The 21,451-nt window shown below is 36.8% G+C and carries 17 protein-coding genes; 3 read left to right on the top strand and 14 right to left on the bottom strand.

Features of this window, described 5'->3' with window-relative positions:
- Window positions 1–168 precede the first annotated feature (168 nt).
- Window positions 169–1,776 (bottom strand): hypothetical protein, encoded by a 1,608-nt coding sequence (locus C1N53_RS00500; RefSeq protein ID WP_137757472.1) that lies wholly within the window; start codon window positions 1,774–1,776, stop codon window positions 169–171.
- 416 nt (window positions 1,777–2,192) lie between these two features.
- Here C1N53_RS00500 and C1N53_RS00495 point away from each other — a divergent pair, with 416 nt between their 5' ends.
- The gene (locus tag C1N53_RS00495) at window positions 2,193–3,053 is read left to right on the top strand and encodes an Rpn family recombination-promoting nuclease/putative transposase (protein ID WP_137757471.1); all 861 of its coding nucleotides are present in this window, start codon (window positions 2,193–2,195) and stop codon (window positions 3,051–3,053) included.
- 272 nt (window positions 3,054–3,325) lie between these two features.
- Here the strand turns inward: C1N53_RS00495 and C1N53_RS00490 are convergent, their stop codons facing one another.
- Window positions 3,326–4,720 (bottom strand): undecaprenyl-phosphate glucose phosphotransferase, encoded by a 1,395-nt coding sequence (locus tag C1N53_RS00490; RefSeq protein WP_137757470.1) that lies wholly within the window; start codon window positions 4,718–4,720, stop codon window positions 3,326–3,328.
- A 256-nt stretch (window positions 4,721–4,976) separates the two neighbouring features.
- Between C1N53_RS00490 and C1N53_RS00485 the strand changes: the two genes are divergently transcribed.
- Together C1N53_RS00485 and C1N53_RS00480 are read left to right on the top strand one after the other, a co-directional pair.
- Window positions 4,977–6,569 carry a hypothetical protein gene (locus C1N53_RS00485; protein ID WP_137757469.1) on the top strand — a complete coding sequence of 531 codons (1,593 nt, stop codon included), beginning with the start codon at window positions 4,977–4,979 and terminating at the stop codon, window positions 6,567–6,569.
- 356 nt (window positions 6,570–6,925) lie between these two features.
- Entirely contained in the window at window positions 6,926–7,339 is a 414-nt protein-coding gene (locus tag C1N53_RS00480) for a helix-turn-helix domain-containing protein (protein WP_137757468.1), read from the top strand.
- A 106-nt stretch (window positions 7,340–7,445) separates the two neighbouring features.
- Here the strand turns inward: C1N53_RS00480 and rfbA are convergent, their stop codons facing one another.
- The 12 genes from rfbA to C1N53_RS00420 all read right to left on the bottom strand — a co-directional run bounded on the left by rfbA (window position 7,446) and on the right by C1N53_RS00420 (window position 21,273).
- A complete protein-coding gene (gene rfbA / locus C1N53_RS00475) occupies window positions 7,446–8,303 on the bottom strand; it encodes a glucose-1-phosphate thymidylyltransferase RfbA (protein WP_137757467.1) in 858 nt (285 codons plus the stop codon).
- 3 nt (window positions 8,304–8,306) lie between these two features.
- A complete protein-coding gene (gene rfbD, locus C1N53_RS00470) occupies window positions 8,307–9,158 on the bottom strand; it encodes a dTDP-4-dehydrorhamnose reductase (RefSeq protein WP_137757466.1) in 852 nt (283 codons plus the stop codon).
- Entirely contained in the window at window positions 9,151–9,708 is a 558-nt protein-coding gene (gene rfbC, locus C1N53_RS00465) for a dTDP-4-dehydrorhamnose 3,5-epimerase (protein WP_137757465.1), read from the bottom strand. Before rfbC ends, rfbD begins: the two co-directional genes overlap by 8 nt.
- 1 nt (window position 9,709) lies before the next feature.
- Entirely contained in the window at window positions 9,710–10,759 is a 1,050-nt protein-coding gene (gene rfbB / locus C1N53_RS00460) for a dTDP-glucose 4,6-dehydratase (protein WP_137757464.1), read from the bottom strand.
- Between the two features lie 52 nt (window positions 10,760–10,811).
- Window positions 10,812–11,936, bottom strand: coding sequence for a DUF1972 domain-containing protein (locus C1N53_RS00455; RefSeq protein ID WP_137757463.1), 1,125 nt, complete (start codon window positions 11,934–11,936; stop codon window positions 10,812–10,814).
- The gene (locus C1N53_RS00450; RefSeq protein WP_137757462.1) at window positions 11,937–13,859 is read right to left on the bottom strand and encodes a heparinase II/III family protein; all 1,923 of its coding nucleotides are present in this window, start codon (window positions 13,857–13,859) and stop codon (window positions 11,937–11,939) included.
- A gap of 50 nt (window positions 13,860–13,909) precedes the next feature.
- Window positions 13,910–15,103, bottom strand: coding sequence for a glycosyltransferase family 1 protein (locus C1N53_RS00445; protein ID WP_137757461.1), 1,194 nt, complete (start codon window positions 15,101–15,103; stop codon window positions 13,910–13,912).
- A 1-nt stretch (window position 15,104) separates the two neighbouring features.
- A complete protein-coding gene (locus tag C1N53_RS00440; protein WP_137757460.1) occupies window positions 15,105–15,950 on the bottom strand; it encodes a glycosyltransferase in 846 nt (281 codons plus the stop codon).
- Window positions 15,951–15,984: 34 nt separating this feature from the next.
- The gene (locus tag C1N53_RS00435; protein ID WP_137757459.1) at window positions 15,985–17,049 is read right to left on the bottom strand and encodes a glycoside hydrolase family 99-like domain-containing protein; all 1,065 of its coding nucleotides are present in this window, start codon (window positions 17,047–17,049) and stop codon (window positions 15,985–15,987) included.
- An 87-nt stretch (window positions 17,050–17,136) separates the two neighbouring features.
- Window positions 17,137–18,345, bottom strand: a complete 1,209-nt coding sequence (locus tag C1N53_RS00430) for a glycosyltransferase family 4 protein (protein WP_137757458.1) — start codon at window positions 18,343–18,345, stop codon at window positions 17,137–17,139.
- A gap of 250 nt (window positions 18,346–18,595) precedes the next feature.
- The gene (locus C1N53_RS00425) at window positions 18,596–19,810 is read right to left on the bottom strand and encodes a hypothetical protein (protein ID WP_137757457.1); all 1,215 of its coding nucleotides are present in this window, start codon (window positions 19,808–19,810) and stop codon (window positions 18,596–18,598) included.
- Complete coding sequence (locus tag C1N53_RS00420) at window positions 19,807–21,273, bottom strand: lipopolysaccharide biosynthesis protein (RefSeq protein WP_137757456.1); 1,467 nt, start codon at window positions 21,271–21,273, stop codon at window positions 19,807–19,809. The genes C1N53_RS00425 and C1N53_RS00420 overlap by 4 nt, the downstream gene beginning before the upstream one ends.
- Window positions 21,274–21,451 lie beyond the last annotated feature (178 nt).

Raw genomic sequence — 21,451 nt, 5'->3', positions numbered from 1 at the left:
TTACTCTGCTATTGTAATCATCCCCCCACCCCCTTCAAAGGGGGACAATTTTCTCCTTGCTTGAATAATTTTCTAAAGGAATTCAACGAAGCTTCAGGGTCTTTTTTTGCCTTAATGGAGCGTTACTCAGAGCTTCATAACTCTCCGCATATTTAGCTCCCAGCTCTTTTAAAAATCGTAATACCTGTTGATCAGGTCAGTTTTGATGCCGAAGTAAACGATGTGGGCGTTGGAGTTCACCAGGGAAGAGCTCTCTCGGCGGAAGGTATAACCAGCCTGCAGTTTCATGTTTGTTCTGGGGTTTAGCAGATAGCTGAGGGTAGAGTTGTTGTAGTAGAAGTTTGTAGCTACTCCCTGGCCTGTGTAGTTGCCAAAAGTAAATTCTCCTCCCGGCGCATCGTAATCTGATAAGAAGATATTCTTGCCGTAGTGTATACCATTTGCATCCGCACCGTACCTGGATATGTTAAACTTTGTGTTCAAATCGAACCTCCTGATTCTATAGCCTCCGATCAGGATTAACTCGTTGAAATTTGCACCAAACGGATGCGCCAATGGCTCGTTGTAATGGGCATTATTAAGCGAAGGCAGCTTATGTCCGTAAACATAGGGCCTCACATGATTATACTCAGCCTGTGCATACATATTCGGAATACCAAACAAATCAAACGCTTTTAAGCCTAGCTGGTACCCCACTTTCTGCTGAAAAAAGCCGCTCCCTTCAAATAGCTTTTCAATATTAAAGTCATCCAGCACAAATTGACCATACGCAGAATACCTGTTCAGGAAATTATACCTTAAGTTTGCTCCCATCATAGAATTGCCCGGTGAGCCCATATTAAAGTTTACGGCATTCATAAAGATGATCGGGTTCAGGTAAGCCAGTTCTACTGAACCATCACTGCCAGAATCAGGTCCCCAGATCATAGACTGAAAGATACTAATGTTCCATTTAGGGCTCGGCAGGAACGACAGGTAATTATAGGTAGCATACTTTTTAGGATAGCGCGGACCTACAAAGCCGTTGCTGATATCCATGTACTGCGTCCAGAGGTTGGTGTACTTAATTTTCCAGAAGGTGGTATTAATCTTGAAGAAAGGATAGCTATAGGCAAAATCCGATAGGATTAACGAGCGATAGCCATCGCCTAAAAAGTTTTTATCCTGCCCGAATTGAAAGTTAAAGTACTCATTCGGCGTGAAGCTGACATAACCAACAGGCAGCGCATAATCCCAATCCTGGTTGCCGTTTTTAGGCCTGGCAAATCCCTGACCAGGCACTACTCTTCTTTGCCTTGTATAGGCATCTACATAGCCCGGGAAGCGGGATAAGTTCTCGTAAAGCGCTGTATAAAAAGAAAACTTTTTGCCCAGGTTCCCCTGTAGTTGTACTCCTCTTGTATTGCTAAAAATAAGTCCTTTTCCTTTTTCATAACCTGGCGCTATATCAAATAAGAGGTCTGCAGAAATATTAATTTTATCGTCTTTGTACTGCAGCAAATGCTCCTGAAAAAGCTTGCGGTAGAGCCAGGAACGGTCTTCCTCCTTTGCATTCGAATACCAGGCATCCATTAAAGAATCAACAGCTACGCCCTGCTCTTCGATATCGCTTTGCAAATAGGGCCGTATAGAGCTGTGCAGGTTCTTATTCCTTTTTATCAACTCTCCCTCTACCACCCTGCTGCTTTCCTGCTGCAGAGGCAGGAACAATTGCTGTGCCTGTACAGAGGCTAGCGTCACGATGGAGAGCGAAAGGTATAAAAAAGTCTTTTTCATATTTGTAGCATATATGTTAAGAAGCCCACTTTAAGGGTAGCAGGGTGCTTCAATAAAAAAGCGGCATTTCCCAAAGTCCCCCTTCGAAGGGGATAGGGGGATGATTTACCGCAGTTGAATAAATTATTAAGTATCCTAAAAGTTAAATAGATAAAGGTTGTATCCGGCCCCTAACCTGTAGCACCTTAACTACCACTTTACCAGCATACAGCGTATCTGCATGGCACTTGGAGTGTGTTGGTTTCTGCTAAAGTGCGGCTCTAAATTAGAAAATTATATTTCAATATACTATCAACAAGCAGCACGAAGCCTTATCCTCTGGTCCTGCTACAATGTCTCCAAAAGGTGTGTAACTTCTTTCTGAATGATATATCCGCCAAATGTGTATCTTTGAATACCATTTAAAGGCAGGAACGATGGCTGAATTTGCAGAACGATATATTAATCCCTTCACCGACTATGGCTTTAAAAAATTGTTCGGCGAAGAACCTAATAAAGATTTACTACTGGACTTTCTCAATGTACTTCTAAAAGAAGAGCAGGGAGAAATCACAGACCTGACCTACCTGAAAAGCGAGCACCTGGGAACAGGCGAACTGGACAGGAAGGCTATTTTCGACCTGTACTGCGAGAATGAAAGAGGCGAAAAATTTATTGTAGAACTACAAAAGACAAAGCAGAACTTCTTCAAGGACAGAACCGTCTACTACTCCACTTTTCCTATTCGCGAGCAGGCTAAAAGGGCCGACTGGAACTATGAGCTGAAAGCTGTTTATACCATCGCCATCCTGGACTTTATATTTGATGAGGACAAGAAAGAACCGGGTAAGTTCCGGTATGATATTAAACTAACGGATACAGAAACAAAGAAAGTGTTCTACGACAAGCTCACCTTCATTTACCTGGAGATGCCTAAATTTAATAAAACAGTGGATGAGTTGGAGAGCAGGTTCGACAAATGGCTTTATGTACTGCGCAACCTTAACAGGCTGGACCGGGTGCCGGAAAAGCTGAGGGAACGCGTGTTTGAGAAGCTTTTTGAGGCAGCAGAGATAGCTCGTTTCACACCTGAACAAATCCGCTCCTACGAAGACAGCTTAAAATATTACCGTGACCTGAAAAACTCATTGGATACAGCCAGGGAAGAGGGGAGAGAAGAGGGAAAGCATCAAAAAGCTATAGAAATAGCAAAGGAGCTACTCCGAAACAGAATAGCCGTAACCATCATATCAAAAACAACCGGGCTACCGATAGAGCAGATAGAAAAGTTGAAGTAGGTGAAACAAAGTCCCCTTTGGGGTAGCAGGGTCCTTCAATAAAAAAGCGGCATTTCCCAAAGTCCCCCTTTGAAGGGGGTAGGGGGATGATTTACCGCAGTTAAATAAATTATTAAGTATCCTAAAAGTTAAGTAGATAAAGGTTGTATCCTGTTCATAACCTGTAGCACCTTAACTACCACTTTACAGGCAAGTCATCCCCCTACCCCCTTCTAAGGGGGACTTATTCGTAGTTCCGGTACTCCAACGCAAGGGGAACTTGTTCATCCCAACTAAAAGGCATTCTCATCGCCTGTAATGGCTTGCCATACCGTCAAGAATATAATTTTGAGATCAAGGAGTAGCGACCAGTTCTCCAGGTACCAGATATCGTATTCCACCCGCTTATCCATACTGTCTGTTTCTTTTGTTTCACCCCTGTAGCCGTTCACCTGCGCCCAGCCTGTGATACCGGGTGTCAGGAAATGCCGAACCATAAAGTTGTCTATCAGCTGCGAGTAGTCCTGTGTGTGCTTCAGCATGTGTGGCCTTGGGCCAACCACTGACATATCCCCCATCAGCACATTAAAAAACTGGGGTAATTCATCTATGCTGGTTTTTCGTATAAAGGCTCCTACTTTCGTTATTCTGGCATCACCTTTACTTGCCTGCTTACTATCAGAATCTTTGTTTACCGTCATGCTTCTAAACTTCAGGCAATGAAAAGGTTTGTTGTCTTTGCCGGAGCGAAGTTGTTTAAAGAAAACAGGTCCTTTGGAATCCAGTTTAATAATAATGGCAATGATCGGAATTAACCAGCTCAGCAGAAAGACGATCACGAAAACAGAGAAAAAGATATCAAAGGCACGTTTGATCACCTGGTTGGCTTTATCCTCCAGCGGTTCATTTCTGGGTGTTAATACCGGCAGGTGCCCGTACATCTCCACCATAAAATTCTTTTTAAAATGATCTCTCACATCGGGTACCAGTCTAAAGCGAATCAGGCTTTTGTCGGCATCTTTCATCAGCTTCCTGATTTTAGCAAGCGCACTGTCTGGTAATGCACAATAGATGGAATCGATGTTATTCGCTTTTGCATAAGCTACACAGTCCTCTACTTTCCCTAAAATAGGTAACCCTTCTTCTTTTAAAGATAAATCATCATCAAAGAAACCTACCACCTCGTAGCCTAATTGGGTATTGTCCTTAACATGATTATAGAGATCTCTTCCTACCGGGCCTGCGCCGGCTATTACTAATTTTTTATATTTGATAAGGGACCTGCGTCTCGGCCTTCTGAAAAGCAGGAATACAATCTTCCAACTTAATACCAATCCCGCAAATAAGGTAATTGCATAGGTGAGAAAGACGGTTGACAAATTGAACTGGGGAAGTACAATCTTTAAAGTAACACTTCCTATGGCAAAAAGCGCCAGCGATACAATGGTTGTTCTGATGGTAGGGATGGAATCACGCTTAAAGATATTCTCATACAGCTTATTGATGCTGGAGAAATAAAACCATATCAGGTTTAAGAGAACAAAATTTAAGGCATATTTTTCATTTACATTCTTCCAAAGCAAATCCGGGTTTTCTATCAGAAAACAGGTATACAGGGATACATTTAAAAGAATGAAATCTATAGCTACATTCACCCACCTAAAGAATGTAGAGTATTTGTATGTCATTTGGCGCGCGTAGTAATGCTAAAGCAAGTTAGCACTAAATTGGAAAATTTCATCGAAATTGCTTATTTATGCCATACTTTCCAAAAGTTCTTAAATTTAAAAGCCTTCAGGGGCTTCAGGGAATCTACCTGTAAGATCACAGCCAAAACAGACGAAGCAGGGCCCTGACGCAGAAGCATACAAGTTGCTTCTATAGAATTTTATAAATTACAGCAATTGTATACTTATTTTCGTAGCAGCCTAGCACTCAGCACACATGCCTAAACCTATTTTACTTTTTCTCTCCTTCTTAGTGGCGGCAGGTACTGCTGCGGCACAGCAGCGAAACCTGCCCCTGCAGCAGGAACATAACCGGGTAGTGGAGGGCGAACTGATGAGGCAAAACAAACCCTTGCACAGTTCCATACGCCCTTTCCTGCAGCAAGAAATAGAAGATGAAGGTGTGGCCGTGGATTCACTCATGGATGCCCGGTATGGTAACACCAACGAGCCGAACCGTTCCTGGCTCTACCGCAAGCTTTTCCAGGAGCACCTGCTCCCCTATCGGCGTGGAAATGCATTTATTACAGCCGATCCTTTACTCGACATAAGACCGGGTTACGCAAGCGGCACCGGCCTGGTATATACTAATACAATTGGCGTGCAGTTGCAGGGCGACCTGACGCCTAAGCTCTCGTTTTATGCAGCCCTGTATGAAAACTGGTCCCGGTTTCCAGGGTACCTGGATGCTTATACTCAAGAGCGGGGTATGGCACCCGGGCAGGGCCGGGCCAGTCGTACCAACGACAGCCGCGACTGGCTGTATACCCTCCCCATGGGCTATATCAGCTACACCCCCAGCGAATATTTTAACATACAGGCAGGCCACGACAAGCTTTTCTTCGGCGATGGCTACCGTTCCCTTTTCCTGTCGGATTATGCCTACAGCTATCCCTTCTTCAAAATAAATACGACCTTCTGGAAGATAAAATATACGAACCTATGGACCCAGTTTGTGGATGCCAGCGATGGTCTGTCAGACAAGCCTTACCCGAAAAAGTACGCTTCCTACCAGTACCTCTCGTTCCTGCCCAGCCCGACATGGAACATCAGCCTGTTTCAGGCAATGCTTTGGTCTTCCCGGCACAGCGGCGTAAAAGGTATTGAGCTGGCTTACCTGAACCCGATCATCTATATGAACTCGGCGAACTTTAATATGGGCTCTCCCGGCAACTCCATGATGGGGCTTAACCTGCGGCATACCTTTCTGAACCGGTACAATGCCTATGGGCAGTTCGTCATAGACGACCTGTTTATCGAGGAGCACCGGGGCCATATTAACCAGAAGTACGCTTTTCAGTTAGGGTTGAAAGGATTTCATGCCTTTGGCGTGCAAAACCTGTACCTGCAGGCAGAATATAACGAGGCCCGGCCTTACATACACGGGCACCGCACCCGTATCTTAAGCAACACCCACTTTAATGAGCCACTGGCACATCCATTCGGCGCTAATTTCAGGGAACTGGTGTTAACGGGCAGCTACAGGTATAAAAGATGGGAAGCCAATGCCCTGTTCAACCGGTCACGCTACGGTACCGACTCCACCGGCGCCAACTTTGGCAAGAACATTTTCCTTTCCGAACCCGAAGGCCCGGAGTGGAGCAGAGACCACCGGACAGGCCAGGGTGTCCGGACAGATTTTATTTACTTCAGACCTACACTCAGCTATTTGCTAAACCCACGTACACACCTGAAGTTGCAGGCTGGCTATACTTTTCGCCGGGAAAGCTCCGCACAAGTAAATAACACGGCACACATCATCTACTTCGGCATCAAAACAGATTTGATTAACCGTTATTATGATTTTTAAGGATTAGATGCCAGGTATTAGGCTTTAGATTATTCATATTTGTCATTGCGAACACTGGGGAGAAATCTGAGATATGCCGCTCATTTGCCTGCAGTCTCAGATCTCTCCTATCATCGAGATGACAAAAGGAAAGTTGGAGTGCCAGGAAAGGGGCATCAGGCTTTTATATATGTAGCGGATGTTATATCTTTAGGGTGATATAATTATATGAGCAATGAAGCTGTATCACTACAACACGAACCTGCGCTATAAAACCTTTATATAAAATGTGGTACATTTGTATAAAACAATTCCGAAGTGGTTTTATACAAGCAATTAGCCTTGCACCTTGATTTCCGAAATTGTAAATTAAGAATATGGAAACGACAACTAGAAACCGGCACATACATGTAGGCGACAACATCCGGCGGATCAGAACAGCTCTGGGAATAAAGCAGGCTACGCTGGCTCAGAACCTAAACTATTCCCAGCAGAACATTTCCCGGATTGAGCAGGAAGAAGAACTGGACGAGCCAACCTTACAGAAAGTAGCGCAGGCACTGGGCGTACCGGCCGATGCCATCCGTAACTTCGATAGCGAAGGCGTCAGCTTTCATATTCAAACGATGAATGATAATGCAGTAGGTCAGTTCACCCAATATAATTTTAATCCAATTGAGAAGATTGTAGAGTTATACGATGCATTACTTCAAAGTGAACGGGAGAAGAACGCGCTTCTAGAGAGGATGTTGAACAACCATAAATCAGGTTCAGGAGAAGAACAGGTTTAAGTGGCGAGATATTTGGCTATTAAGAGTACTGGAGCCTGTGAAAAAGGCTATTATTTAGATATAAAACAAAATAACTACCTTTTTAACAGGCTCTTTGGTATAAATATCAAATTAAAGATAACAAATAGTCTCCATATCCACTTTTCCTTAATGGTTCAGCAACTGCCTTTAGCTGGATCGCATTTATAAACCCCATACGATAAGCTACTTCTTCAATAGCTCCAATCTTAAGTCCTTGTCTTTCTTCAATTACTTGTACAAAGGTAGCTGCCTGCATCAGAGATTGAATAGTACCTGTATCTAACCAAGCTGTACCCCTATCCAATATTCCGACTTTTAGTTTACCACGGCGGAGGTATTCTTTATTAACATCTGTAATCTCATATTCCCCACGCTTGCTAGGCGAAATATTTTTTGCAATTTCTACTACTTCGTTATCATAAAAGTATAAGCCAGGAACAGCATAATGTGACTTTGGTTCCTTTGGTTTTTCCTCAATAGATACTGCCTTAAGTTCATCATCGAATTCAACAACACCATAACGTTCAGGATCCTGCACATGGTAAGCATATACAACCCCTCCATCAGGATCGTTATTTTGCTGTAGTAATTTGCTCATTCCCGAACCATAAAATATATTATCTCCAAGTACTAGTGCAACCTTGTCTTTTCCAATAAACTCTTCCCCTATTACAAATGCCTGTGCCAAGCCATTCGGTTCTTCCTGCACGGCATAGCTAAACTTACACCCAATACTAGTACCATCCCCTAATAACTTTTGAAACTGTGGTGTATCGTGAGGAGTAGAAATGATAAGGATTTCATTGATTCCGGCCAGCATAAGTGTAGATAAGGGGTAATATATCATCGGCTTATCGTACACAGGCATCAACTGTTTACTTACTGCTAAAGTAAGCGGGTGTAATCGGGTTCCGGAGCCACCGGCAAGAACTATTCCTTTCATATTTTATAATCGGTTGATACAGGTTTCTAAACTTTCTCTCCAATGAGGGATCTCAATCTGGAGTGCCCTTTTGATTTTAGATTTGTCCATTACTGAATAAGCAGGACGTTTAGCCTTTGTAACATATTCTGCTGTACGAATAGGCAATACCTTTACAGCTGTATTACTTATTTCAAAAATGGATTGAGCAAAATCGTACCAGGATGTAAGTCCTTCGTTGCTGTAATGGTATATCCCAAATGCTGTACTTCCAGATTCTATTATAGTAAATATACAGCCCGCTAAATCAATTGCGTATGTCGGAGTTCCGACCTGGTCCCAAATAACACTTAACTGCTCACGCTCCTTTCCAAGCCTTAGCATAGTTTTGACAAAATTGTTACCATATTCAGAATACAGCCAACTTGTTCTGAGCACAAAAAATTTATCAGTATAGGTAGGTATAACTTGTTCACCCTCCAGTTTCGTAAGGCCGTATATGCTAATAGGTACGGCCTCATCTGTCTCTGATAAAGGTTGGTAGCTGTTGCCGGAAAAAACAAAGTCTGTGGATACGTGAATTAAAGTAGTATCGTAAACTTCACAGAACCTGCTCAGATTTTCTACACCATCTCGGTTAATTCTTCTGGCAAGTTCGATCTCGTCTTCAGCTTTATCTACAGCCGTATAAGCTGCACAGTTAATGCAATAAGCTGGCTTATATTCTTCAAATATCTTATCCAAAGAATCTATATCCAATATGTTTGCATTTTCTTCCGGAAGGAAGAAAATATGCTGCAGGGCACGTTCCTGAGCAACAGCTTTAAGACAATGGCCTAATTGACCAGAGGCACCGAAAACAATAATGTTAAGCATATAAGGAGTTTTCTAATTCAGAAAAGGATGAATTGATTTTGTCTTTATCAGACACAAGTATATCTGCAAGTGGTAAGTGCCAGTTGATGTTCAAATCTGCATCATTGTAAAGCAAACCGCCTTCTGATGCCTTATTATAATAATTATCACACTTATAAAAGAACTCTGCTACATCACTTAATACCACAAAACCATGTGCAAAACCGCGTGGTATAAAAAGCTGCAATTTGTTTTCTGCACTAAGCACCACAGAAAAGTGTTTCCCAAAAGTAGGCGACCCTTTTCTTATATCAACGGCAACATCCAGTACTTCACCCTGCAGTACACGCACCAGTTTTGCCTGCGCATGCTCCCCCTTCTGAAAATGCAAGCCTCTTAATACCCCATAGCTAGAGAACGACTGATTATCCTGGACAAAATGTATAGCTAAATCTGCTGCTTTGTTAAACCTTTCTTCATTGAAGCTTTCAAAAAAGTATCCTCTTGGATCATCAAACACAGCGGGTTTAATAACAAAGCACCCCTCTAGGTGAGTATGAACTACTTCCATCTTATCTATTATATTGTGTGTTATAGTATGCCTGGTAATCTCTTGAAGTAATGCCTTCAAGCCACTCTTCATTATGTAGGTACCATGTTACAGTTTTCTCCAAGCCCTCTTCAAATTGTAAACTTGGCGACCAACCTAACTCCCGCTGCAATTTGGTTGAGTCGATGGCATACCGCAAATCATGGCCAGCTCTATCGGTTACATAAGTAATAAGTTTGGCAGAGGTTCCAGGTACTCGATCTAACTTTTCATCCATTATCTTGCATAACAGCTGAATTAAATCGATGTTTTTCCACTCGTTATGGCCGCCAATATTATAAGTTGTACCTGGTGCTGCTTTATGAAAAATGACATCAATAGCTCGGGCATGATCTTCTACCCAAAGCCAATCACGAACATTTTCTCCTTTGCCATAAACGGGGATAGGCTTGTTGCTTTTTATATTATTGATTGCAAGCGGAATAAGTTTTTCCGGAAAATGGAAAGAACCGTAGTTGTTCGAACAATTAGATATAACTGTGTTCAAACCGTAGGTTTCATGATAGGCTCTAACAAAATGATCTGAACTTGCTTTTGAAGCTGAATAGGGGCTACGAGGATCATAAGGGGTAGTCTCTGTAAACATACCATCTTCTCCTAATGATCCATATACTTCATCGGTAGATACGTGGTAGAAGCGTTTATTCACAAAGTCATCTTGCCAATGTTTGCGGGCTGCGTTTAATAAATTTACAGTTCCCACTACATTTGTCATAACAAAATCCAGTGGGTTTGTGATAGAACGATCTACATGGCTTTCAGCTGCTAAATGAATAACAGCATCAAATTGTCCTTCTGCAAACAAATTTTCTAAGAAAATAGCATCAACTATATCTCCTTTAATAAACTTGTAATTTGGTAAATGCTCTATGTCTGCCAAATTAGCGAGATTACCAGCATACGTTAGCTTGTCTAAATTAACAATTTCATATTTTGGATAGCTGTTTACAAACCTGCGAACTACATGTGATCCTATAAAACCTGCACCGCCAGTAATTAAAATTTTAGTCATTTCAGGAAAACTCTTAAAATTAAGAAGTATAATAAAAGTATTTTTCTTTAACCTAATTAGCTATTTTCTCAACCTTAGCTGCATCATAAATTTCTCTAAGATGTGCCGCATACTGCTCAATAATAATTTCCCAATCATAAATATCTGATATTTTGCTCCTATTACGTTGAATCATCTGCTGATACTTATCCTCTTGATGCCTAACTTCCTGTAAACACTTTGCTACTTCCTCAGCATTTGTAAAGTACAATGCATCTTCTTCCAAAATGTAACGGTTAAAAGGATTATTGTTCGCACATATCAAACTATTTGAAGCCATCGCTTCAAGTAAAGAAGGATTCGTGCCTCCTACGGTGTGACCATGGAAGTAAATATTTGAGAAATATCTTAAATTGTTGAGCTTTATGATATCATAGATTCCTCCAATAAATTGGATATTTGAATGCTTTGAATATTTGGCTTTTAAATATTCTCCATAGGTTGTGGAATGATTACCTATAACTAAAAAAGGTTTTTCTATATTAGATTTCATAACACCATCTAATATAATCTCTATACTATTTTCAGGCTCTAGCCGAGCAATAAGCATATTATAGGCATAAGGAACTAGATTATATTCCTCTAAAATTGCTTCATCTGCATCATGAAAAAGATGTGCACCATATGGAATAAAAATCGATTTTTTACCATACTTTTCAAACAGATAATCCTGAATACCTATGGAGTCTGAGATAAGGTAATCACTATACTTAACGCCTAGTTTTTCTGCGTAAAGCAAGAATTTTTTGACTTTGCCTGAAAATTTGGTCCGCTTCCATTCTAATCCATCCATATTGGTAGTAACCACAGACCTTTGTCGGGGTAGCAACCACCCCCAAATAGAACTGCTTGTATACCCTAACTGCAGAATAACATCGAAATCTCTATTTCTTAGATCTCTAATACAATTTAAATCATAAATAAATTGACCAGCAGTACCCCACTTATACTCCGGATCATAGCAGTGGATTAATTCAACTCCATTCCAATTACTCTCTTGATAAGGATGATTATGTGAATTATAGACGGAAATATGAAAGCCTCTTTTTATTAGTCCTAAAGCTAAATATTCAGCACATTGTTCAAAGCCACCATAATTATTGGGTATACCTCTAGTTCCAAGTATTGCTATTTTCATCTATCTTTTAGTTGTCGGCCATTTACTTAATGGTAGAGAGAATATCTTACTGTCTCTTCGTGATGACCTTGGCTTTTCTTGCATCTTAATAGGTTTGAAAGTAACAGTAAGGTTTGTAAGTTCTGATTGATTTATAAAAGTTTCAAATCCAATAATGTTAGTACCGGGATTTGGTTCATCAATATCATCTTTAGGTATAGTTGACCAAGTTCTAATATCAGCATGTTTTGGAGAAACTACTGTTACTAACAGCATCTGATTATTTTTTTTTAACCAGACGCTGTTTTTTTTAACTTTTAAAATTTCTGCATCTGTAATAAAACTCCATCTTACGGTTATATCAGTTAAACTTGTTTTTATCTCATCTTTTAAGAGAACGAACTCATTATTTACTATACCTATTCCTCTTTTAGCTATCTCAAATTTAGCATTATAAATTTGTTTAAGATCAATTTGTGCATTTTTAAAGTGCTTGACATCTGAATAATTTATAAATGGAGCAAAGCCTTCGCTATTTTGTAACGTATTATTAACAGATAATGTATTATGGGAAAAATTATTGAACCTAAATACTTTCCATCGTTGAGAGGTAGCATGCATACTCCATAGATCAACTCCTTTAGATTCCAGTGATTCATAATTTTGCATTCCTAGATCCATGGCCCAGCGCTCTCCATTAGCATCTAAAACGAAAGATCCCATATCTAAGTGACCGTGCCCAGCTTTATTACCTCCTCCTTTAATTCCGACAAAAATTGCATTTTTGTCAGACCAGGAACTTCGCATCAATGCCACTGGAGTAGCTCCTGATCCAATCCAAAATTTAGATTTTGGAATAGCTCTTTCGTTGTTATTTAGTCTTTCTCCCCATAAAATAACAAGTGGAAGTAAACGCTCTTTAACTAAAGTATTATCATTGCAATGTGTTAAGAAGTCTAATTCTTGTCTAACCAAACTACCATCTTTCAAGTACTTGGAGAACCAAAGCATAGCTGGCTGTAGGTAAACATTTTGATCAGAATCCCCAAAATTAAAAGGTATACCAGAAGGACCTACCATATGCAACATAAAGTAAGCTGTATTCAGAAATCCAGGAATTGTTAAGAGTTTGAAATCATTATTAAAGTTTTGTAGCAATACATCAATTAACATAACGTTAAACGTTGTTCCGTATCCCCAATAGTTATACCCTTCAGGATAACCTCCATCTGGCCCATAAGCATCCATAGGTAACTTAATTGAAGAGATTGCTTGATTTATTACATGATTAGCTATTCCTGGATAAGTTTCGTAAACAGACAGTGCCCCAATAACGATTCCTGCATTACAAACCTGATTCCAATTACTAGTCATTCTCAACCAGCTATTATAACGATTATCAAGCGAAGGCTTAAGCCCTTTTTCATAAATTGCTTTTTCAATCAGCTTTTTAGATTTAAAAGATAATTCATCATAGAGCCAGTCATAACCGATTGCGACGGCAAGGGTCATCTCTGATACATCAAGAAAATGATGCGGATTCCAGTCATCAAACTCACTAATACTTAATAATTCTGTCTCTGCTCTCTTTAAAAATCTTTTATCTTTTGTTAGCCTCCACGCATAAGAAAGATAGAAAATGCGCCTTAAACCTTCCCTTGATTTATCTAATAATCGTTTACCGATCAAGTTTCGTTCAATTGGCTTCTGAAGTATAATTTGCTCACAATCAGCTATAATTAAGCTGCTAATCCTTTTTAATACTGCCTCATCTTCTTTGAACTTATCAATTGATAATGCATCACCAGTAAGAAATAACCTTGGGTGGGCTGGCAGTATCCTTTTATCTATTAAATGGGGCACTTGCCCGTTAGAAATCAGACAAGAAAAAGAAAAAAATAATATTAGTAAGCTTCTCTTAACCTGAACATGGTTGAAGTCCATATAAATATATTCAGCTCACGCAAATTAAAATAGCTTGAGCTATATCAGTTTTAGTTTTTTACACTTACCCTATCCATAGCTACTTGTTTAAGTAACTTTACTATTGTTTGAGACTTATATTTCCACGTGTAAAACTCTGGCAAAATTATTGTGTTTTTATCTGATATTGCGCGATTTATTATTGCTGAAAACTCTTCTTTTGTCTTTCCAATATAGATGTACTCCTGCATATCGCTCATTCCTGCGCCTGCAGTTCCTACAACCTTTAGTCCAGAAGCAATATATTCATAAACTTTAATACTATCTGCGCCATGCTCTAGACTATTTGTAACATAAGGAATAATACCAATATCAAAATTAGTAACGTAAGAAGGATACTGTTTATAATGCTTATCACCAAGATAATAAACATTTTTTGCTTTAATAATCTTTGAAAAAACGTTAGAATCCAATATTTGACCTACAATTACGAAGCTTTTATCAGAATTATCCTTTACTATATAATTAAATAGTTCATAATCAAATAAATGAGTGATTTTACCTCCAAAACCCACTATTGGTCGAGAAATATTTTTCAAATCTGTAGGCAACTTATAACTTTTGGAAAAGGTTTCAACATCTACTCCGTTTTTAACAAGATGGCATGACTTTGGATTATAATGTTTGTTATAAAATTCAATATTTTTTGAAGCGTTGGTCACCCAAGCTTCACATGTTTTTGCTAAACTAGTATAGGCCGATATAAAATTGGCTTGCAATTTAGAATTCTCAGGAAATAGCAGGAAATTATCCCAACCATCAAAAACTGCTGGTGTTTTAACTTTACTACAGAACTTTGCTGAAAAAACATTTTGAGTCAATATTATATTGATATTTATTTTTAGATAATCAACACATTTCTCATATCCAGAAATGAATTCATCATCGCCATAACTGTCAAAAAACCATTTTTTCCCATCCCGAATTGGCCCTAAGAAAGAATTTGAGATATAATCAATTACGTAAAATTTTGGAGCTAATTCGTATAGTGAACATTGTTTATATCTAAATAAAAGCTTACCAGAAATTTTTCTCATTTTTTTCTTAACCATTAATTCCAAATAGGAAATTGGTCTATTTAATATAATGAGATTTTCGATATCCTTATTGGCCGCTAAATGACTAATTATATGAGAGTCTCTTGTCCTGGCTCCCTCCATTTCTATTTTTCGCCAATCATGATATGGTACTACTACTATATTCATATTAAACGGATTTAAATCTTAAAAAACGCATGTCTCTATATTTGACTGCATATTTGAATGATAAATAAATTGTATGCGCTTTAGTTAACATTGAAAAAAAAGGGTGGTTTGACAGCATAATGGCATATGCGCTTCTCATGTTTTTAAAGCGCGGCAATAATTCGTCAGCAGAGGGATTAGACCACAAAGCCGAATCATGCGAAAAGGTTTGTTCCGTCACAAACACATGTTCTTCATTACATGCATAATCAAGCATGAATTTTGTGTCTATTGCATACAGATTTAGACGCTCATCAAATTTATACAAATATTTTATGAAGTATTTTTTTGCTATCAGCATACCACTTGTAATAGCTACAATGTTTTTTACCGGCATTTTCCCTCTTCGTTCTTTTTTCCAATGTTTACCTTTAAATCCATAAAATGAGCCTGGGCTCACAATTGTAAATCCATTCTTAACAAGTGGCAGAAATAGCATTACTTCAGGAACTTGAACTGCTGAATGGACTGTGTTTGATAAATAGTTTGCAGGAATAATACTATCTTGATCAAGCAGAAAAATATAATCAAAGTCAAAGTCCTGTATTACTTTGTTGTAAATTTGTGACAGAGGTTTATTTTCAGGAGTTGATATATATTTAAACTCTCCGAATATTTTTTTTGCTCTATCAATTAAGGCTTGTGTGACAGGCAGTGGACTATTATCCCATAGTACAAGCTCAACATCTATATTATTACCATAACTATTCAATAGAGTCTTCAAACTCTTAGAATCAAAAATATTAGTTTTATAAAGTACAATTAATGCTACTATTTTGATTGTACTACCCTCCTCCAAATTTTTCATGTAAATTCTATAAAATATAGACTTTAACTAATTATTAGCTCTTGCTAATTGATTTAATTTGTTCTAAGTAAGAAAATCCATGCTTTAGATCTGGCTCCAAATAAGTACCTTCAGCCCACTCATTCCATGCATTTAAAAAAATATAGTCATTATCATATTTTACTGCATTTTCAAACTGAAGCTTTAAGTATTTGCCAAACTTTTCAGGAGACGAGCCTGTAACAATTAGTGCTCTTTTGCCCTTTCGAGGTGAATTATCCCAACCCATAAATGCTCCTAGATACCTTTTATGATTAGTTGCAATTTGGCGTCTGTTTACAATACATTTGTATATGCTATCGTAGCTCTTTAAGGCAAGCTTATAAATTTTTCTATTAAATAATCCCCGTAACCTATATTTGAAACTATACTTATGGTGTAAGGTATAGGTCGGTTCAAATTCAAATGCTGCGGCAGAGTTTTTGGCAAATGGCTCTTTTTCTCTGCTATTTAATGTTTCAACAATGTGAATTCCAACAAACCCATTTTCAATGGCAAGTGTATTCCAGTAATCAATCATATCATTCACATTTGGTATATTTGAGACACGATAAATAACCATCATGGGCTTACCATCAACCTTAATATATCTATCATCTTTAAAGAAATTTAGCAAATAACTGAAATGCTCTAACCACTCTTTCCTTCCTCCATAAACTTGAGGCATCAACACATCAGTATCTCTTCCATCCCAAGTACGCGCCCAAGGTTCATTGGCCCATGAAAAACAAAATGGAATATCAACTAATTTATCAGCTAACATATTTTCAAGGGGTATATGTAGTAATTTTTTACCATTAAACCAGTAATGATAATAACAAAACCCATAGATACCATGTTGTTTAGCCAAATCTGCCTGCCATCGCATTACAGTAACATCTGATAAATCATAATAGTTATCATTAAGAGGAACTCGAGGTTGGTTATGCCCAGAAAATAATGGCACTGCTTTTTTTACATTAGTCCACTCAGTGAAGCCCTCTCCCCACCATTTATCGTTTTCAGGAATTACATGGAACTGTGGTAGGTACAAAGCAATTATCTTAGGGTCGGTATTCATAATGTGATTTAGATCTAAATTCCCTAACTATTGAATTAGTGTATTAATAATTTGTTTTTATTAATATAATTAACAGCAGCAGTTTTTTTATAATTTATTGGCTGGTACAAAAATTTTATCTTGGCTATTTTCAATCAATTCTTGATACTTTTTCTTCAGAAAATGAGAGCTATAATATTCGTAAACTTGTTCTACATTCGTTTCAACTGAAAATACATTAGCGGCATTATTCACAGCTAATTGTAAGTTGTCATAATAACTCTGAATGCCACGGCTTATAACACTTTCCATTGTCTCAAGAAGGTTGCTGTCAGACTTGTACAATACTCCAACACCAATTTTTTCAATAATTTCCTTTGTACCCCCTGCATCCTTGCCAATGACTAAGCACCCATTAAACATTGCTTCAGCAGTAATCCTCCCAAAAGCTTCATTAAAAGATGGTACTATAAGTGCTGTAGCTTTCGACATTAGTGTTGAAATATCATCTCGAGGCCCTAAAAACTTAACGTTATTTTTTATACCATAGGAATCTACTAACTCGTTTAACTGTTTAAAATATTTTAAATCTGGTGCACTTCCTGCCACTAATAGCTTATAGTTTGGGTATTTCTGTGCAAATTTACCGAAAGTATCTATTAAAACTTTAATACCTTTGTTTTCAATTAAATAGCCAACAAAAAGAAAATAATTCTCCTTTTCATGGTTAAATTGCTTTTGGGAAGCATTCATTATTCCATTATAAATCACACATGCCGGAGGCTTAAGTTTAAAGTGCTTATAAACACTGTCACTTATCGCAATTATAAAGTTATTAGGTGATGAAAGTTTAGATATAAATTTTTCTTTATTGAACCATGTATTTAAATTAAAATCAAGATCTTGAAATTCGCGAAGGTGCCAAACATGAGGTATATTTAATTTATTAGCAGCTTCATAGCCTAACAGCATAGGCCCTATATTTGTATGAATTAGATCAATCTTAAAATTTTTAATGAGCTGGTAAATCTTTTGCTTTGCATAGAAATTACACCATTTTGATCGTAACAGTTTAGGGATATATAATAACTTATCTCTTAAAGATTTCTTTTTAGGATAAATAGGCATAAAGTACTGCAGAACACGAGTTTCAATACCTGATTTAGCAAGTTCATCTCTTAACGTCATATCATCCCTTTGTGGCAACACTACAAGAGGAAAAATACCTCTATCTTTTAGCCCTACAACCATGTTTAAAAGTGATTGATTTGAACCAGTATATTTTGAAGAAAGATGTACTATATATAAAATTCTCATAATAAAGATTAACAAATAAATGCATAGATAGATGATTGCTAACTGCTGAAACCTATAGTAAAATTAACTTAAGCCGTTAGTTGTATTGATTCTTGAACATTATGATTTAACTCACTAAAATATAGTATTAGCTAGAATATAATAATTAAGATATATAAGCTTTATTTATATAATTATTATTTTTGAATTTATTCATATTTACAAGAAAATGAACAATTTTTATATTATCATATTGTAGCGTTCATATTCTTTATCTGAAGTTCTCTGGTCTATTTATTATTAATCTAACTTGACCATTATATTTATTTTTAAGCTTGCCTTGATTTTTTAATAACTTAAGATAACAATAGTTAATTCCACAGAAAAATGGAATAATCCAACTCTCCCACCATGGATAAGATCTTTGAAGGAATGCTGCAAATAGTAATACTAAAAACAGCATATTATATTTTTTATCAATCGAATTCTTTCGTGCAGCTATGAAATAAAATGAGATAAAAATAATCATAGAAAATGCTCCATATCGTATTAAAAATACTTTCCAACCTGCTCCTAAATTATCATCTTTGTAATAGTATTCAGGTAATCCCCACCAAATTTTTCCATTTGAGAGCATGCTATTGACATAATCATCTGCGTCGGAAGTGAATCTATTATTACCAGCCAGGCCTTTCTCCTCATCGAACTCTAACCTAGAAATAATATATTGATTCAATAGGTTATCACCACCATTGTAGGAAATTGCACATATATATATAGATCCAAAGAATAAAAGGACTGAAAAGACGAATTTAAAAAATGATTTGTTTTGTGATACAAGAGCAAGAGTATATCCTATTGCTACTAATACATATCCAGCTAATGAAAATGTAAAAAATTCAATAACAAGCATACCCCAAACTTCCCATCTAGAAAAATCAAATCTATATGCATATAGAAAAAAAGATAATACCATGCCTAAGTGACCCGGTTCTAAAAATATAGAATTAAATCTTATATCGTAAAACTGACCTTTAATGAAAAAAATGTAGTTAGTATAGTTGTATACATCCCAATTAGGGTGTTCTATTTGTCCTAGATTAGGTAATTGCATTAAAAAAGAACAAAGAAATAGTAGTAGCGATGGAATTAGAATATATAACCACCCTCTAGTAATAAATTTTAGAGTATCTACTTTGAATTTTCTACTAGTAGCTATAAAAATAACTATTGGCACTAAGCCTAGTATTTTAGAAATATTTGATCCATATCCTAAAGATATGATTGAAAAGACATACATAAGTATTACTAAAGCATTTTTTTTAAAATATAATTCTTCCTTAAATGCTAATACATAAATAAGAGTAACAAATATGTATAATATAGATATCAAGCTGTTTGCTTCCCATGTAAACCATGCACTTAACGATTTCAAAAACATGAAAAAAAGGATCAACTGATATGCATAACGAATATTATTCTTCATTTAAACTGTTGTTTCAGGAAAATTGTAATATAATTATGTATGCTTTTTCTCTCATTAGATGCTAACATCAAAAAATAAAACACGAATAAAACTGATATAAATGAAGAAATAGAAACAACTATGAATGCAGAAAAATTATTTACACCTAAAAATGAACTTACACTAAATGGAATGACACTAACAATTAGGCTAACAATTAAAAGCTTAAAAAAAACATTAATTAAATAATATTTAATTGGAAAGACTACTAATGAATTCAGTATTTGTAATCTTATAAACATTGCAATCGTATAAACTATGATCATAACATAAAAAGGCACTTCTGGCAACGACCATAACTTTAACAATATATAAGATATTGGGAGAATAGATAAGGTTAACATACCAACATACAATTGATATTTTTTTATTTTACCAGTTGACCTTACAGCTTGACTAATAGGGCTTTCAAAAACATTTACTAGAGAAAATAATAGTACGAGCCGCGTAAATAAAATCATATGCGGGTCAACCTCATTACCTAACCATAGTTTAAGTATATATTCTGTTTTTATGATAATTGGCAGAGATAGAATAAAAAGCAAAGTATATGCTATTTTAGTAGAGTTAATTACTAGCTGTGTCTGCCTCTTAATATCATTTTCCGCATATGACTTTATAATTTGAGGATTTACGGCACTGTATAGATTGTTGACAAACGAAGTAATCGCTGCATTAACTTGATAAGCTATTCCTCTAGCTGTATTTATGATTGGTCCAAAGAAAATATTTAAAATTAAGTTTAAACCTTGATTATTTAAAACAGATGTAGTTGCTCCAAATAGACTCCACCCGGAGTATCTAGCGATTTCTTGAAATAATTTAAAATCCCATTGTATAGAAAATTTAGACTCTTTAAACTTCTTAGTGCTGTACGCTATATAAACTGCCGTAATTACTATGGTTACTAAAAAAGTTAAAACTGCATATAATTTTAGTTTATCGTAGGGAATTACACTTAGTACGAAGACTATTATCAATTTTAAAAATGCCTCAATTATACTTACATAAGCATAAAATTTCATCTTCTCATGAGCCATAATCAAAGCATTATATGGTATGGTTATCATTGTTAGTATGAAAGACAATATTGCAAAATGATAAACCCAGTTCGCAGCCTCTACACGATCTACAGGTATATTAATGTAATTATTAAGTAACCATATACCAATAGTTTCAGCTAATATAAAAGCAACTAAAGCCAGTAATATATAGATAGAAAAGGAAATATTAAATATTTTGTTTAATCTTCTATAATTTGCTTGTCCTATTTCGAAAGCAAAAAAACGTTGTGAAGCTGAAGCCATAGTATTCCCTAGAAAAGCTAACATTGTTACAACACTACCTACAACATTGTTGATACCGTAATCAACTGAACCTAATGCGGACAATACAACTCTTACCGTGTATAAAGAAACTACCATAGTTAATAGCATTCTAAAATAAAGTAATAGCGTGTTCTTAGCTATTCTTCCATTATTACTTCCCAAAGTCTTTTTTTATAAATAGTATTAAATAAATTTGAAAAATATTAAGTTAAGCAACTACAAAACATTGGTAGCTGAAGTTTCAAATGGTATCTTCTTAAACTAAGTTCAACTT

The sequence above is a fragment of the Pontibacter sp. SGAir0037 genome, from assembly GCF_005491705.1.
GTDB lineage: Bacteria > Bacteroidota > Bacteroidia > Cytophagales > Hymenobacteraceae > Pontibacter.
The sequence above is the reverse complement of the archived record's forward strand: the minus strand, read 5'-3'. Positions and strand labels throughout refer to the sequence as shown.

Excerpts from the sequence above, each read along its gene's own strand:
- C1N53_RS00450 (WP_137757462.1), bottom strand. The coding sequence starts at position 13,859 with ATGGACTTCAACCATGTTCAGGTTAAGAGAAGCTTACTAATATTATTT.
- C1N53_RS00420 (WP_137757456.1), bottom strand. The coding sequence starts at position 21,273 with ATGGTAGTTTCTTTATACACGGTAAGAGTTGTATTGTCCGCATTAGGT.
- rfbC (WP_137757465.1), bottom strand. The coding sequence starts at position 9,708 with ATGGAAGTAGTTCATACTCACCTAGAGGGGTGCTTTGTTATTAAACCC.
- C1N53_RS00430 (WP_137757458.1), bottom strand. The coding sequence starts at position 18,345 with ATGAGAATTTTATATATAGTACATCTTTCTTCAAAATATACTGGTTCA.
- rfbA (WP_137757467.1), bottom strand. The coding sequence starts at position 8,303 with ATGAAAGGAATAGTTCTTGCCGGTGGCTCCGGAACCCGATTACACCCG.
- C1N53_RS00485 (WP_137757469.1), top strand. The coding sequence starts at position 4,977 with ATGCCTAAACCTATTTTACTTTTTCTCTCCTTCTTAGTGGCGGCAGGT.
- C1N53_RS00480 (WP_137757468.1), top strand. The coding sequence starts at position 6,926 with ATGGAAACGACAACTAGAAACCGGCACATACATGTAGGCGACAACATC.
- C1N53_RS00445 (WP_137757461.1), bottom strand. The coding sequence starts at position 15,103 with ATGAATATAGTAGTAGTACCATATCATGATTGGCGAAAAATAGAAATG.
- rfbD (WP_137757466.1), bottom strand. The coding sequence starts at position 9,158 with ATGCTTAACATTATTGTTTTCGGTGCCTCTGGTCAATTAGGCCATTGT.
- C1N53_RS00425 (WP_137757457.1), bottom strand. The coding sequence starts at position 19,810 with ATGAAGAATAATATTCGTTATGCATATCAGTTGATCCTTTTTTTCATG.
- C1N53_RS00500 (WP_137757472.1), bottom strand. The coding sequence starts at position 1,776 with ATGAAAAAGACTTTTTTATACCTTTCGCTCTCCATCGTGACGCTAGCC.
- C1N53_RS00495 (WP_137757471.1), top strand. The coding sequence starts at position 2,193 with ATGGCTGAATTTGCAGAACGATATATTAATCCCTTCACCGACTATGGC.
- C1N53_RS00440 (WP_137757460.1), bottom strand. The coding sequence starts at position 15,950 with ATGAAAAATTTGGAGGAGGGTAGTACAATCAAAATAGTAGCATTAATT.
- C1N53_RS00455 (WP_137757463.1), bottom strand. The coding sequence starts at position 11,936 with ATGAAAATAGCAATACTTGGAACTAGAGGTATACCCAATAATTATGGT.
- C1N53_RS00435 (WP_137757459.1), bottom strand. The coding sequence starts at position 17,049 with ATGAATACCGACCCTAAGATAATTGCTTTGTACCTACCACAGTTCCAT.
- C1N53_RS00490 (WP_137757470.1), bottom strand. The coding sequence starts at position 4,720 with ATGACATACAAATACTCTACATTCTTTAGGTGGGTGAATGTAGCTATA.
- rfbB (WP_137757464.1), bottom strand. The coding sequence starts at position 10,759 with ATGACTAAAATTTTAATTACTGGCGGTGCAGGTTTTATAGGATCACAT.